A 14,295-nucleotide genomic window follows, 5' to 3' on the forward strand; every position below is an offset into this window, starting at 1 on the left:
GCGTGACGGCCGCGCCGCGTGACAGGGCGCGCGCGTGCCGCATAATCGCGGGCACATGTCCCTGCCCATGCTGCTCCGGGCCGCGGGGGTCGCCGCCGCGCTCGTCCTGCTCGCCGCCTGCCGCATCGAGTCCGCCGCGCCCGCGGCCGGGCCCACGCTGGCGCGCGAGGGCACGCCGTCCGGAGACGTCTGGGTCTACACGTCCATGTACCGGCACGTGTTGGACGCGCTGGACCCGCTGCTGAAGGCGCGGCTGCCCGACGTCCAGGTGCACTGGTACCAGGCGGGCAGTGAGAAGGTGGCCAGCCGGCTGGAGGCGGAGCGCGCCGCCGGGGCCATCCGCGCGGACCTGCTGGCCACGTCGGACCCGTTCCTCTACGAGCGGCTGGCCCGTGAAGGCGCGCTGCTCCGCTACGCCTCGCCCAACGTGCTTCGGGTGCCCCGCGCCCTGGTGGACCTGGACGCGCGCTACGCGGCCCTGCGCCTGTCCACCATGGTCCTGGTGCACCGGCAGGACGGGCCACCGCCGCCCACCTCCTTCGCGGCGCTCGCGGAAGGTCCGTGGACGGGACGCGTGGCGATTGGTGATCCGCTGACGTCGGGCACCGCCTTCACCTGGGCCGTGTTCTGCGACGCGAAGTACGGCGAGTCCTTCTTCCCCGGGCTGCGCCAGCGAGGCGCCATCGTCGCGGGAGGCAACGCGGCGGTGCTCCAGAAGGTGGAGAGCGGCGAGGCGGATACGGGCGTGCTGCTCCTGGAGAACGCGCTCGCGGCCCAGGCCCGCGGCAGTCCCATCCAGGTGGTGTGGCCCACCGATGGCGCCGTCGTCATCCCCGGCCCCGCGGCCCTCTTCGCGACGACGCCCAACCCCGTCGCCGCGAAGGCGGTGGTGGACGTGCTGCTGTCGCCCGAAGGCCAGCGCATCATCGTGGAGAAGGGAGACATGCACGCGGTGGACCCCAGGCTCGCGGGCCCTCGGGGAGAGGCCGGTGTCTCGGAGTTGCTGGAGCGCGCGCGCCCATGGACGCCCGAGTTGCTCGAACGCGGGCTCACACAGGGCGGCGCCGTGAAGGAGCGCTTCCGCCAGGCATTCTCACAATGAGCGCGGCGGCGCCCAAATCCCAGTGGCTGGGGCTCGGCCTGTGGTTGGTGCCGGTGCTCTGCTTCTCCGTGCTTCCGGTGGCCGCGCTGCTCTGGCGAGGCCTGGGTCCCGCCGGGACGGGCGGCTTGGACTGGTTGCTCGCCGAAGGTGGAGCGCTGGGGAACACGCTGCTCATCGCCACGGGCGCGGCGGTGCTGGCCTTCGTCCTGGGAGCGCCGCTGGCGCTGGTGCTGCAACGCACCGACCTGCCCCTGCGCGGGACCTTCACGGTGCTGTTCACCCTGCCCTCCGCCGTACCCGCGTTCATCTGGGGCATGGGCTGGCTGTCGCTCGCGAGCCCTCGCGCGGGGTACCTCAACCGGCTGCTCGGCGATGACACCTTCGACATCTACGGCCCCGCCGGCATCGCCTTCGTGGAGGGCGTTTCCGGCCTCCCCCTGGTGCTGCTGGCGGGCGCGGCGGCCCTGCGGCGCGTGGACCCGGCGATGGAGGAAGCCGCGCGCGTCTGCGGAGCTTCGACGCCCCGGGCGCTGCTGACCACGACGCTGCCCCTGGCGCTGCCCTCCCTGCTTTCTGGCGCGGTGATGGTGTTCCTCATGGCGGCATCGTCCTTCGGCGTGCCGTACCTGCTGGGCGTGTCGGCCTCACCGCCCACGCGGGTGCTCACCACGCGCATCTATGAACTGGTGCTGATGGGCGGTGACGAGGGCCTGGCGCGCGCCGCGCAACTGGCGACGTCGCTGCTGCTGCTCGCCCCCATGGCGATGCTGGTGACCTGGGCGCTGGGCCGGGCCGGCCGCGTCCGCCTCAGCGCGGGCAAGGGCCTGTCGTCCCGTCCCTTCCCGTTGGGGCGCGCACGCGGGCTCGTCCTGGGCGCGGTGAGCCTGACGGCCGCGGTGCTGGTGCTGCTCCCGCTGGGGGCCATCCTCCTCACGTCGCTCCAGCGCAGCTTCGGCGCGGCGCTGACCTGGGAGACGTTGACGCTGACGCACTGGGCGGGGGTGCTGCTGGAGCCGCGCACGCTGCACGCCACGGGGCGCAGCGTCCTGCTGGCGGCGGGCGCGGGTATCCTGGTGTGTGGGCTGGGGCTCGCGGCGGCGGTGCTGCGACGCGGGCTGCGCCGCCTGGGCACGGGCGTGGAGGCGCTGGCGGTATGGCCCTACGCGGTGCCGGGGACGGTGCTGGCCCTGGCGCTGCTGCTCGCGTTCTCCCGGGACTTGCGCTTCATCCTGCTGGACCGCGTCGCCTTCGTGCTCGCGCTGGCACACACGCCGTGGCTGCTGCTCATCGCCTACGTGGCGAAGTACCTCGCGCTGGGCGCGCGCAACAGCGAGGAGGCGCTCGCGCAACTGGACGCCTCGCTCACCGAGGCCGCGCGGGTCGGTGGTGCGGGCCCCTGGCGCGCGTTCGTGGATGCGCCCCTGCCCTTGCTGCGGCCGGCGCTCACCGCGGCCTTCGTCCTGGCGTTCCTCGCGTGCGCGACGGAAATCACGATGTCCGTCCTGCTCGTGCCCGCGGGAACCGAGGTGCTCGGGACGCTGCTGTTCGAACTCCAGAGCTACGCGGACCCCGCCGCCGCCGCGGTGCTGGCATGCGCCTTCATCGCGCTGGTGGTGGTGGGACAGGCCCTGCTCGCGCTGCTGACCCGGCGGACCTTGGACACGCGGTGATGGCGGAGGTGTCCGACATCGCCAGGGAGCCGGCGGCTTCCTGGCGATGTCTTCAGGACCTGCTCGCCATTACATGCACGCGCAGTACATGCCCCGGATGCAGTGCCCGAATCCCTCACCACAGAAGTGGTCACAGTCCGAGTTGCGCTCACAGATGGCCTGCGTGAACTCAGGAGCATTGGCCTCCGCCGTGGACGGCATGAACGCCATTCCGAAACCCGCCGCCAGTCCCACACCCAGCGCCATCAGCATCGCAATTCCATTCTTCTTCATCGCGTGACTCCTTTCGGGGAGCCTCCAGCCTAACTCCAGGCTCAGACACGAGGCAGCCAATCCGCACGCCGCGTGCTTCCGCGACGCAACAACAGACGTCGTGACACACAGCGACATGGTGTTCCGGACACGACCTCGAAGCGTCGTCGCGCCAAAGCCGAGGGACTCACGGCAAACGGCGGCGGCCAGGGTAGGCTCCGCCACCGCCGCATGAGCGACTTCCGACGCGCCACCCGTGACGACAACACCGCGCTGCTCGACCTGTTCGGCGCGGTGCCCATGCAGGGCGACCTGGTCCTCTCCTCGCAGCGAGCGCCCGACTACTTCGGCCTCTATGCCATGCAGCGAGGAGAGACGGAGGTCTGGGTTCACGGCGAGCACGGCCGGCTGGACGGAATGGGCGCCGTGCACGTGCGCGACGGATGGTTGGAGGGCCGTCCGTGCCGGGTCGGCTACCTGGGTGACCTGCGCACCCGCTTCTCCGCGCGCCGGAGCCGCGGCCTCGCGCGCTTCTACGGGCCCATGCTCGAGGAGAGCGCCCAGCGCCTGGGCGTGGACACCTTCCTCACCGCCGTCATGGCCTCCAATGCCACCGCGCTCCAGGCGCTCGTGCGGAGGAGGCCCGGACGCGTGAGCCAGCCGCACTACGCCCTGCTCCGCCGCTTCTCCGCCGTGTCCATCCAGTTCCTGCATCGCCGCCGTCCCCGGCGAAGCGCCTTCGCCGTGCGGCGCGCCACGCCCGAGGACGTCCCCGCCGTCTCGGCGTTGCTGGCTGCCGACCACCGCGCCCGTCCCTTCGGCTACCGCTTCGACACGGGCGAGTTGGAGCACCGCCTCGCCCACTGGCCTGGGCTGCGAATCGAAGACACCTACCTGGCCTTTGACACGACAGGCGCGCTGGTGGGGTGCACCACCGCCTGGAACCCCGAGGCCGTGAAGCGCTACCGGGTGCACGCCTACCGCGGAAGCATGCGCTGGATGCGGTGGGGCTGGAACACGCTGGCCACCGCGGTCCGCGCGCCGCGCCTGCCCGCGCCGGGCAGCGACTTCCGCTACTTCTACCTCTGCAACACCAGCGTGCGTGGAGAAGACCCGGCCGTCCTCCGCGCGCTCGTGGAGCGGGTGTACGCGGACTTCCACGGCCAGGGCTTCCACTTCTTCACGCTGTACCAGGACGAACTGGACCCGCTGGCGCCCGCGCTGAAGGGCTTCCTCCAGCGACGGCTCGACTTCCACCTCTACGCCGTGACGCCCGCCTCACGTCCTCGGGACACCTTCCCCGCCGGACGGACCGGCTTCGAAATCTGCCTGCCCTGACGCACGCTCACTCCGCTTGGAGCGTGAAGCGCCAGGGGACCTGATTCAGGCCGGAAGCACCGGCGAAGGTCAGCACATGAGGGCCGGAGCGGTCCGCGACGAACCGTCCGGCCCGCGGGTTCGACAGCAGGCCACCGGGAGCCATGAGCGACACCTGAAGCGCTCCCGCATCCAGGTCCAACCGGTAGGCACGGCCCGCCTCCAACCCGACGGAGAACACATCCGCGTCGATAGCCGTCTGAACCACGCCCGACACCGAGGCCGGCAGCGTCAGGGCATGGGCCGTCCCGCTGTGGTCGCCGTAGTCATCGACGGCCACGTGCTCCAGCAGCAAGGAGAACGACTCCGCGTCATTCAGGGGTTGGAACATCATCGTGACAGGCGCCGCGTTCCAGGCACTGAAGAGGTGGCGGCCGTCGCCCAGGTCCAGGATGCCCACCGCGCCTCGCGGGTTGAAGGACAGGTTCGGAGAGGGCGCGTAGGACGCGAGGTAGATGCCACGGTCCTCGGCCTGGAAGACGACAGCGTCCGTGTCTTGCGGTGTCTCGAAGAGGCCCGAGACCGGGGTTCCTGGCGTGATGAGCGTCGCCGTCTGCGGCGAGTCCCCGTGGTCATCCACCCCAGCGTCCACCAACGTCAGCAAGAAGGAGTGAGCCCAGAGGTCACCGCCATCGACGAGGAGGTAGTACGTCCCGGCGAGCTCCACCCGAGCCCGCAGCCGGTCCGTGTCCGACAGGGCCACATTCACCCCGTTCGCATCCACCACCTGGGCCGACCACCGCCCGGCCCCTTCCGTCCGCACGGTGTAGACATGCCCGGGCACCCCGGTGAAGGAGAAGACATCCACGTCCTCACGCGACTGGAGGGTGACTGGCACCGGGATGCCCGCCGTCACGGCCGTGGCGGTGGCCAGCGTGTCGCCATGCTCATCGGGGCCCAGGTCCTCGAAGCGGCAGGTGGCATCCACCGGGGTGACGCCCTCCGGCCTCATCACCACGAACCAGTCACGCTCGGACGTCGAATGCAGGCTCACCGCGAGCTGCGCTCCTGACGAGCCCTGCGCAACATCGGTGACCGCGCCGACAGAGGACAGCAGCATCATCTGAAGAAGAAGCCCGGGAGCCTGCGCGCAGATGAAGCGGTAGCCATGCCCCACCCGCGAATGAAAGGTGAACACATCCACGTCAGCGGACGAGGAGAGCCGCACCGGGAACGGCGTGCCAGAGCCCTCCAGAAGGAGGGTGGCTTCTTCCAACGTATTCCCGTGGTCGTCCGCGCCCAACGACATCAGGTGATACGTGTAGCGGCCGTGTGAGCTCGCGCCGGAGACCTCGAAGTACCAGGTGCCCGCGGCGAGCGTGGGCAACCACATGGTCGTGCCACCCTCGACATCGACGGGCATGTCCTGCGGGTTCCCAGCCGCATCCAGCAACCGCACCCGGCACTCCGCCAGGGTCAGCCGCGTGCAAGCGAAGCGGTACATGCCTCGCTCCTCCACGGTGATGGCGAACACGTCCCGGTCCCGCATGTCCACGCGCAGGCCCTCCTCGATGCGGCCCTCGCGGGGCGACATGGGGAGCGTCAGCACCGTCGCGCTGTCAGGCGCCCCCCCATGGTCATCCGGCTGCTTGAAGGCGGCGACCGAGCACGTCACCCCCGCGGCCTGCTCCCACGGTCCGCAGCGGCACATGGGCTGCCCCGCGTTGGAGAAGCAGGTGCCCGCGGTGCACTGCAGTCCCGCGCAGGCCACGTCATCCCCGGGCACCTCCACGGTGTTGCACGAAGCCAGCCCCAGGACGAGGAGCAGGACCACCGGAAGCAGCCCCGGGGTCCGGGCGGAACGCCGTGCATGGGCCATGACGCTCCGCCCTCCCATTCAGACCACCCGGTGCTTCCAAGTCCCACGTCGGAACAGGACGACAGCCACCAGCGCCATCACCGAGAAGGCCACCGAGATGGACAGGAATGCCCCCGGTGGCCCCAAGCCCATGGGGCCAGAGAGCACCCACGCCAGGGGCAGCTCCAACAGCCAGAAGCAACAGATGTTGAGCACGGTGGGCGTGGTGGTGTCCCCTGCTCCGTTGAAGGCCTGCGTCAACACCATGCCGAAAGCATAGAACAGGAAGCTGGCGCTCAGGATGCGCAGGGCGAGCACCGCATCCTTCATCACCGCGGCGTCGCTCGTGAAGATGCCCACTACTGGATTGGCCGCGAGGACGAACAGCAGCCCCAGCGAGCCCAGGAAGACGGCGTTGATGCGCCCCGCCGTCCACACCGCGTGCTCGCCCCGCTCCGGCTTTCCCGCGCCCAGGCTCTGCCCCACCATGGTGGCCGCCGCGTTGCTCAGCCCCCACGAGGGCAGCAGCGCGAACAGCACGATTCGCAACGCGATGGTGTAGCCCGCCACCGCCGCGCTGCCGAACGTGGCCACGATGCGCGCCAGCACCACCCAGCTCGTCGTGGCCACCAACGCCTGGGCCGTGCCCGCGCCCGACATCCGCAGCATGGCCAGCATCGTCCCCGGTTCCAAGCGCAGGTGCTCGCGCCGCAGCCGCAGCCGGCCGGAGCCCCGCGCCAATCGGTAGAGCTGGTACACCACGCCACAGGAGCGCCCGAAGGTGGTGGCCACCGCGGCGCCCATGACGCCCAGCTCCGGGAAGGGCCCCACGCCAAAGATGAGGAGCGGCGCCAGCACGATGTTGATGGCGTTGGCCAGCCACAGCACGCGCATGGCGATGGCCGCGTCCCCCGCGCCGCGGAAGATGGCGTTGATGAGGAACAGCAGCAGGACACTGCCCATGCCGCCCAGCATCACCTGCGTGTAGCGGATGCCGTGCTCCAGCACCCACGGCGAGCCGCCCATCAGCGCCATCAACGGCCGCGCGAAGTAGACGCCCGCCACCGACAACGGAATGGACAACACGACGCCCAGCCCCAGCGCCTGCACCGCCGTGCGCGCGGCGCGCTCCGGGTCCCCTTCACCGATGCGCCGGGACACCAGCGCCGTGGCGCCGATGCTCAGCCCCGCGGACGCCGCGTAGATGATGGTGAGCAGCGACTCCGTCAGGCCCACCGCCGCCACCGCGTCCGCCCCCAACCGGCCGACGAAGAAGACGTCGACGACGGCGAAGACGGACTCCATCATCATCTCCAGCACCATCGGCACGGCGAGCAGGAAGATGGCGCTGCGAACCGGAAGCCGGGTGAGGTCCCTCTCGGTTCCGTGAATGGCTTCCTTCACCGAAGCCCAGAACCCCTGAGGCCCCTCTTCGGGCGGGCCTCCCACTTCCGCCGGCACGGGTTCGAACCCGACCGGGGATGACTCAGACATGCCTGCCTCCGTTGGCGCCCTTCTGTCAGGAAGGCGGAAAGAGGTCCAGGGACGCCGCGCCCCATGACACCTGACGCCTCTCCCCTCCCGGTCCCCTGCGCGGCGAGCGGGCAACCGCGTCCAGGGCAAGGCCCGGCCCTGAGAGCGTCGGACGCTGGACAACCTACCTGCGCCGTCGGGCCGTCGGGCCGCCGAGCGCGTGGGTGTAGGGTGCCGCGTCAATGGTCATCAGCTTGCCGCACGGAAGTGCGCCCGCGGTGCCTGCCGGGGGGGACGCGCACTTCAGCCTCTCCAGCAGCGCGCGGGTGCTGGGAACTCTCCACCTGGGTCCTGGAGCCAACATCGCGCAAGGCGCGGTGGTGCGCTCGCATGACGGCGCCGTGCGGTTGGGCGCGGGCTCGGCCGTGTTGGAGAATGGTGTCATCATCGGACTGCCGCAGCAGCCCGTCACGGTGGGAGAGCGCACCTTCCTCGACCACCGCAGCCTCGTGCTGGGCGCGGAGGTCGGCGCGCTCTGCGATGTGGGAGGCGGCTCCATCCTCATGCCCGGCGCGCGCATCGGCACGCGCTGCCTGCTGGCGGAAGGAACGCTCATTCCAGCGGGCACCGTGGTGCCGGACGACTCCGTCGTCGTGGGCCGCCCCGGCCGCATTCTCCGTCGAACCACCGCGGATGACCTGGAACGGCTCCGGAAGCGCCGCGGCGGAAGCCTCGACCTGCCAGGCCAGCCACTCACCGCTTTCTCCGCGAGAGATCGCGCAGAGGACGCTCCCATGGGACAGCTCTATACGTTTCGCGACAAGCACCCACTGGTGCACCCCACCGCCACCCTCTTCTCCTCGGCCGAGGTGACAGGGGACGTCATCATCGGCCCGGGCTGCATCATTGGCCCCGGGGTCAAAATCCTCGGGGATGGCAATGGTCCAGTCCGCATCGGCGCGGGCGTGCAGGTGCTGGCCAACACCGTGCTGCACCGGCTGTCGGACCACACGCTGACGCTGGAGGACGGCGTCATCATCGGTCCGGGCTGCACGGTGCATGGCAGCTTCGTGGGCGCGAACACCGTGGTGGAGCCGGGCGCCATCCTCTGTGACGGGACGCGGCTGGGACGCGGCAGCTTCGTGGGCGCGGGCAGCCTGGTGAAGCAGGGCAGCGCCTTCGCGGATGGTGCGCACATCGAGGGCTTCCCGGCGACGCAGACGGGTACGTTGGCGTCGCTGCCGCCAGTGCCCCGCTGGGCGCTGCGGCCGGAAGACCTGCCGGGGCTGCGGCGCATCGGCTAGCGCGCCCGCCCACTCACCGCTGCTTGTCCGCGTGATTGAAGGCCGCGAGCAGCGTGCCCATGGCATGGAACGCCAGTCCCATGCCCCAGCCGATGGCGGGGTACTGCACCCACCAGCCCGGCCCCGAAAACAGGTTGATGAGGGTGAGCCCTCCCATGACGATGGTGTAGCTCGTCGCGTGTGACGCAAGGCCCATGTAGGCCTTGCGCATGCGGCGCTGCGCCTTGTCGCGTCCCGCGCGCGCGGAGATGGCGCTCTCCACGGCGGCTTCGCTCACGCCCATCTCCCGGGCCATGGCGAGCAGGTCCTCCCGGGTGAGCGAGCGATCCACGTCCTTGCCCGCCAACGCGTGAGCCGTGGCCTCGCGGATGATGTCCGCGGCCTCGTTCTGGGAAAAACTCGGAGGTGCGCTGCGCTGCCGTGTGTCCGCCATGGGACTGGGACGCTAGCGCGGCGCATCCGCCACGAAAAGAGAAGGAATCCCCCCACGCCCGTTCTCGCTGGCGGCCCACCTGCTTTCACAAATTGCGAAGGGGGAACTCATGCTTCATGGCATTCGCAGGTCCATGAAGCCTCGGCACGCCAGCCCGAGGGAAGCACGCGCGCCGCGGCGGAGGCACCGGCCCGGACGCGGACGGCTGGCACCAGGAAATCGGCTGCGACGGCAGCCCGGGCCAGAGCGGCTCGCCCATCTACTCGTATGACGCGCCCGTCTCGGGGCCGGTCGTGGTGGGCCAGTACAACCAGTACTCCTGCGACGCCACGGGCTGCGCGGGCAACGCCTTCCCGAACAGGATGGGGCACCTGACGCCCTCGTGGAACAGTTCCATCAGCTACTTCAAGTCGCTCTATCCGTAAGTGACGCTCCGGGACGCGCGTCCGTGGCAGGGGCGCGCGTCCCGCGGCCGTGCGGTGAACCCGAGTCAAGCGCGCCAGCCCACCAGTGACGGCTTCCGTGCGCTCCGCTGCCCCCGGGGGTCGTTCCGCGTCGAAAGGCCCCGACAGAATAATGAGGCGCCCACGCACATGGTGAGGACGATGCCTCCATCCGACGCCGCGACTCTCGGGAGCAGCCACCGGCAGCCTGCCAGCGAAACACCCGTCGGGTATCCCCTGGAGCATGACCACACGGTCCAGTTCTATGAGGACGAGGCATTCGTCATCGACATCGTCGAGGCCTACATCACGGGCGGGCTCGAACGAGGAGACCCGCTCATCATCATCGCCCAGGCGAGCCACCGTCAGCAGCTCATCGCGCGGCTGGTGGCCGCGGGCGTGGACACCGCGGCGGCCATCGCGAGCGGGCAGCTCACCCTGCTCGATGCCCGTGAGACACTGGCGCGCTTCATGGTGGGGGGACGCCCGGACTGGGAGCGCTTCCGCCAAGTCATCGGCACCGTGATTGAGCACAGCCTCGCGGCCACGCGCCCCGGCGCCAAGGTACGCGCCTACGGCGAGATGGTGGATGTCCTCTGCCTGGATGGGAAGCCGGACGTGGCGGTGGAGCTGGAGGCACTGTGGAATGACCTCAGCGTGCTCTACCCCCTGTCCCTCCTGTGCACCTACGCCATCGGCCACTTCGGCCAGGCGGCGCACGCGCGGCCCTTCCTCGATGTCTGCAAGGCGCACGCACACGTCATTCCCACCGAGCGCTACACACGGCTCGCGGATACGGAAGGACGGCTGCGAGAGGTCAGCCTCCTCCAGCAGCGCGCCCAGGCACTGGAGGCGGAAGTCCAGCAGCGGCAGCAGGCGGAGCAGGCCCTGCGCGAGGCACTCCATCGCCGGGATGAATTCCTGGCCCTGGCCGGTCACGAGCTGAAGACGCCCCTGACCGCGCTCCAACTCCAACTCCAATCACTCCCCTCCGCGGCGGCGCGGAAGGATGGTAGCGGACGCCTGCTGGAGCGGCTGGACAAGGCCATCCGCCATACCGAGCGGCTCGCCACGCACATCGACGGGTTGCTCGACGTCTCCCGCATCGGAGAGGGCCAGGTGCCCTTGATGATGGAGCCGCTCGACCTGTCGCGGCTCGTTCGGGAAACGGTTGCCCGCGCCATGACTCCGGCGGCCGAGGCGGACTGTCCCATCCAGTTGATGGCGGATGTCCCTATCGAAGGCGTGTGGGACCCGCTGCGGATTCAGCAGGTGGTGGGCAACCTCCTGGTCAATGCCTTCAAGTACGGCAAGGGCCGTCCCATCGAGGTGCGGGTGGAAGGCGCACCGGACCACGCGCGCATCACCGTAAGAGACCACGGCATCGGCATCGCCCCTGAGCACCAGGAGCGCATCTTCCACCGCTTCGAACGCGCCGTTCCATCGAGCGCCTTTGGAGGGCTGGGCCTGGGGCTCTACGCGGCCCGCCAGGTCGTGGTGGCGCACGGCGGCACCCTCCGCGTGGAGAGCGAGTTGGGCCAGGGCGCCACCTTCATCGTGGAGCTGCCCTACCGTCCGCAGTAGCGCGGCGGCGGCCTCAAATCCAGAAGGCCATGTCGCGCTCGGCGTCCTCGGGCCCCGAGCCCTGGCCGCCCTCCCGCAGCCAGCGGCGATACGCCTCGATGTCGGCGTGGTGCAGGTCCGCCTCCGTGCCGGAGTAGACGCCTCCGCCCGGGCCGTCCAGCAGGGCCTCGCGCTGGATGTCCATGATGACCACGTCCTGCTGGATGACCTGCCGCGTGTACCACCGCACCAGCGGCATCATGGCGCGTCCCACCAGCGCACCGGGGACATCCACCGGCAACCGATAGCTGATGGCCGTGTAGACGAGGCTGTCCGTGGGCCCGACGGGCGTGCACTGCGAGTTGATGACGAAGCCGTGCTCGCCCCACAGGTAGTCCACGCGCGTGACATTGGGGACGTAGAACTTGTCCGTGTGGAGCAGCGGCAGTCCGCGCGGATTGAAGAGCCGGCCCAGGCCCGTGACGGTGTCCTGTGCCTGCTTGTACGTCACCAACACGCTGCCCGCCGTGCGCCGCACCGTGGCCGGCACTCGCTTGCTGGCGGGCCTGCGGAACCAGCCCGGATGCACGAAGAGCGTGTGCGGGACGTCCATGAAGTTCTCGACGAGGTTCGTCACCCCGTTCGGGAAGCGCGTCACCATGAAGTAGACGGTCCACCCCTCCTGGTCCCAGTAGGGCACGCGGAATGGCGCGGACCGCGCGGGCTCGGCGCCGCCCATGTAGACGAACACGAGGCCGTCCTGCTCCAGGGTGGGAAAGCGCGTCAGGCGTCCCAGCGCGCAGGGCGCGGTCGCCAGTCCTTCCCGTGCGCAGGCGTCGGCGTCGAGCAACTCGCTTCGCTGCGAGGGCCCCAACGAGGGCACCTCCACCACGGCGCCCGACGCGTCGTAGACCCAGCCGTGATACGGGCAGCCGATGCGGCCATCGAAGACCGCGCCCCGGGACAGCCGCGCGTTGCGGTGCAGACACCGGTCCCGGAGAGCGGTGGGCTGCCCATGTACGTCACGGAAGAGGACCACCCCCGTGCCGAAGAGGGTCCGCGCCAGGGGCTCGCCAGGCTTCAGCTCGGTGGAGAGACACGCGACGTACCAGAAGTCCTTCAGCGCGCCACAGCGCGTGAGGTCGGCTTCGGCCTCCAGGTCCACGTTGGGAGCGGGCGAGGTGTCGCGCGAATGCAGGCGCAGTGGCGGTCTCATGTGGCGGCTCCGGAGAAATGGTCCGACCAGCCCGTCAGGCGGTGCAGGTCCACGGGCTTGATGTCGCCCGCGCGCTGGCCCAGCGCGACGCAGCGAGCCTCGTAGCGGCGAGCCCCCTCCTCCACGCGCGTGGCACGCACCGGACCGAGCTGTCCCAGGGCTCGCGCATAGCGGTAGTGGTGTCCCTCGCAGAGGGCGTGCTCCACGGCCTCCGCGGCGGCGGCGAGCCGTGAGGCGGGGGCGTCCGTCTCCAGGAACAAGACGTAGGACGGCGCGGGACTCCACTCGGGCGCCAGCATGGAGAAGCCGGGGCGCGCGCCGCCAAAGAAGTCCGGAAGCACGGCATCCAGCACGTCTCCCACGCGCGTGCCGGCGAGCTTCTCGCCCACCAGGTCACAAACGGCGTCCGCTCGGCCGACGAAGCGAAGGCAGGGCGTCGCGTGTTGGAAGCCCTCCACGCGGACCAGGTCGCCCAGGCGGTAGCGCAGCAGGCCGCCCGAGGTGGACAACAGCACCGTGTACGTGCGGCCCTGCTCCAGCTCGTGTGCGAGGCGAGGTCGCGAGATGGGGTGCTCGCTGTCGATGAACTCGAAGAAGTGGCTGCGCACCGCGAGCACGGGGGCGGGCGCATCGAAGAAGGGCACGGTGACGACGCCCTCCGTGGCCAGCAGCCCCTTGCCCTGCACCTCCACGCCCGGAAAGCGGCGGCATGCGGCGGGAAGCGCGTGGGCTGCCTGTGCGTCCGTCCACATGCTGAGAAGCGACAGTCGAGGCCACAACGCGCGGGCGCTCCAGCCACCTCGCAGCACCTCACGCAGCAGCGAAGCCCGCTCCGGGCGCGGAGAGAAGCGCATCCGGGCCAGCACCGCTTGCACCGCGGCTTCATCGTGCGCGGCGCCGGACGCAGGCGGCCGGCAGCGCCCTCGCGTCAGGTCATCAGCCAGTCGCTCCCCGTGCCGCTCCAGCGCGTCCATGAGGAGCGTGAGGAAGCTGGGGTTCCACACGCTGATGAGAGCCAGATCCTCGCGGGCGACGAGATGCCAGAGCGTCACGTAACGGCAGGACTCCACGTCCGGCAGGGCCCCTACTTCACCGGGCACCGCGAAGATGCGGGACAGCAAGGGGCGCAGCACGCGCGAGAAGTAGGCGCTGTCCTCCGCGCTGCCCACGGGAATGCCGCCCGCCGTGCGGGCCTGCTTTCGCGCCAGTGGGGAGATGGACCAGTAGCTGGCGCCCTCGCGCAACGCGAGCCGGCGGTGGAGCAACTCGAAGAGCATGGGGGCCAGGGCGCGCTGGAACTCGGCCAGGAGGCCGCGCGTCATGGGCACCCGCTTGCTGGCGCCCGAAGAGCCGCCTGAGAGTTCGAAGCGCAGCACCGGCTCACGCGTGAGCACCCGGGCCTCGCCCGCGGCGATGCGCTCCACGTCCGGAGCCAGCGCGTCCGGTGTCACCCACGGCACGGCATTTTGGAAGTCACGGGCGTCGCGGATGCGGCGGAAGTCAGGGATGCGCTCCGCCTGCACGCTGCCCACGGCCGAACGGAGCACCCGCTGAAGACACACCGCCTGCGCGGCCTCGGGGTCGCGCAAGGCCCGGTGGAAGCGCAGCGCGGAGGGAGCGAGCACCGCCCGCAGTCCCTCCAGCGGCAAGGAGGAAGCACTCAC

Annotated in this window: 12 protein-coding genes; 5 read left to right on the plus strand and 7 right to left on the minus strand. The window is 70.4% G+C overall.

Annotated features, from left to right (window positions below; genetic code table 11):
* Positions 1-55 precede the first annotated feature (55 nt).
* Together OZ403_RS37535 and OZ403_RS37540 are read left to right on the plus strand one after the other, a co-directional pair.
* Positions 56-1,102 carry an ABC transporter substrate-binding protein gene (locus OZ403_RS37535; RefSeq protein WP_140795972.1) on the plus strand — a complete coding sequence of 349 codons (1,047 nt, stop codon included), beginning with the start codon at positions 56-58 and terminating at the stop codon, positions 1,100-1,102.
* Positions 1,099-2,772, plus strand: coding sequence for an ABC transporter permease (locus OZ403_RS37540; RefSeq protein WP_268783005.1), 1,674 nt, complete (start codon positions 1,099-1,101; stop codon positions 2,770-2,772). The genes OZ403_RS37535 and OZ403_RS37540 overlap by 4 nt, the downstream gene beginning before the upstream one ends.
* A gap of 69 nt (positions 2,773-2,841) precedes the next feature.
* On the opposite strand, the gene OZ403_RS37545 is transcribed toward OZ403_RS37540, so the two are convergent.
* Complete coding sequence (locus tag OZ403_RS37545) at positions 2,842-3,045, minus strand: hypothetical protein (protein WP_268783006.1); 204 nt, start codon at positions 3,043-3,045, stop codon at positions 2,842-2,844.
* A 210-nt stretch (positions 3,046-3,255) separates the two neighbouring features.
* Between OZ403_RS37545 and OZ403_RS37550 the strand changes: the two genes are divergently transcribed.
* Positions 3,256-4,362 (plus strand): hypothetical protein, encoded by a 1,107-nt coding sequence (locus OZ403_RS37550; protein WP_268783007.1) that lies wholly within the window; start codon positions 3,256-3,258, stop codon positions 4,360-4,362.
* 7 nt (positions 4,363-4,369) lie between these two features.
* Here OZ403_RS37550 and OZ403_RS37555 read toward each other — a convergent pair whose 3' ends face one another.
* Together OZ403_RS37555 and OZ403_RS37560 are read right to left on the minus strand one after the other, a co-directional pair.
* Entirely contained in the window at positions 4,370-6,220 is a 1,851-nt protein-coding gene (locus tag OZ403_RS37555) for a hypothetical protein (RefSeq protein ID WP_237081629.1), read from the minus strand.
* Positions 6,221-6,238: 18 nt separating this feature from the next.
* A complete protein-coding gene (locus OZ403_RS37560) occupies positions 6,239-7,693 on the minus strand; it encodes an MATE family efflux transporter (protein ID WP_140857820.1) in 1,455 nt (484 codons plus the stop codon).
* Positions 7,694-7,914: 221 nt separating this feature from the next.
* Between OZ403_RS37560 and OZ403_RS37565 the strand changes: the two genes are divergently transcribed.
* A complete protein-coding gene (locus tag OZ403_RS37565; protein ID WP_140795977.1) occupies positions 7,915-8,976 on the plus strand; it encodes a gamma carbonic anhydrase family protein in 1,062 nt (353 codons plus the stop codon).
* A gap of 13 nt (positions 8,977-8,989) precedes the next feature.
* Here the strand turns inward: OZ403_RS37565 and OZ403_RS37570 are convergent, their stop codons facing one another.
* Together OZ403_RS37570 and OZ403_RS37575 are read right to left on the minus strand one after the other, a co-directional pair.
* Positions 8,990-9,409, minus strand: coding sequence for a 2TM domain-containing protein (locus tag OZ403_RS37570; protein ID WP_140857822.1), 420 nt, complete (start codon positions 9,407-9,409; stop codon positions 8,990-8,992).
* 259 nt (positions 9,410-9,668) lie between these two features.
* Complete coding sequence (locus OZ403_RS37575) at positions 9,669-9,806, minus strand: hypothetical protein (protein WP_268783008.1); 138 nt, start codon at positions 9,804-9,806, stop codon at positions 9,669-9,671.
* A 208-nt stretch (positions 9,807-10,014) separates the two neighbouring features.
* Here OZ403_RS37575 and OZ403_RS37580 point away from each other — a divergent pair, with 208 nt between their 5' ends.
* Entirely contained in the window at positions 10,015-11,436 is a 1,422-nt protein-coding gene (locus OZ403_RS37580) for an ATP-binding protein (RefSeq protein ID WP_237080056.1), read from the plus strand.
* A gap of 13 nt (positions 11,437-11,449) precedes the next feature.
* On the opposite strand, the gene OZ403_RS37585 is transcribed toward OZ403_RS37580, so the two are convergent.
* Positions 11,450-12,631 carry an aromatic ring-hydroxylating dioxygenase subunit alpha gene (locus tag OZ403_RS37585; RefSeq protein WP_268783009.1) on the minus strand — a complete coding sequence of 394 codons (1,182 nt, stop codon included), beginning with the start codon at positions 12,629-12,631 and terminating at the stop codon, positions 11,450-11,452.
* Positions 12,628-14,295 (minus strand): GH3 auxin-responsive promoter family protein, encoded by a 1,668-nt coding sequence (locus OZ403_RS37590; RefSeq protein WP_268783010.1) that lies wholly within the window; start codon positions 14,293-14,295, stop codon positions 12,628-12,630. Before OZ403_RS37590 ends, OZ403_RS37585 begins: the two co-directional genes overlap by 4 nt.

Source organism: Myxococcus sp. NMCA1, assembly GCF_026810205.1.
GTDB classification, from domain to species: Bacteria; Myxococcota; Myxococcia; order Myxococcales; family Myxococcaceae; genus Myxococcus; species Myxococcus xanthus_A.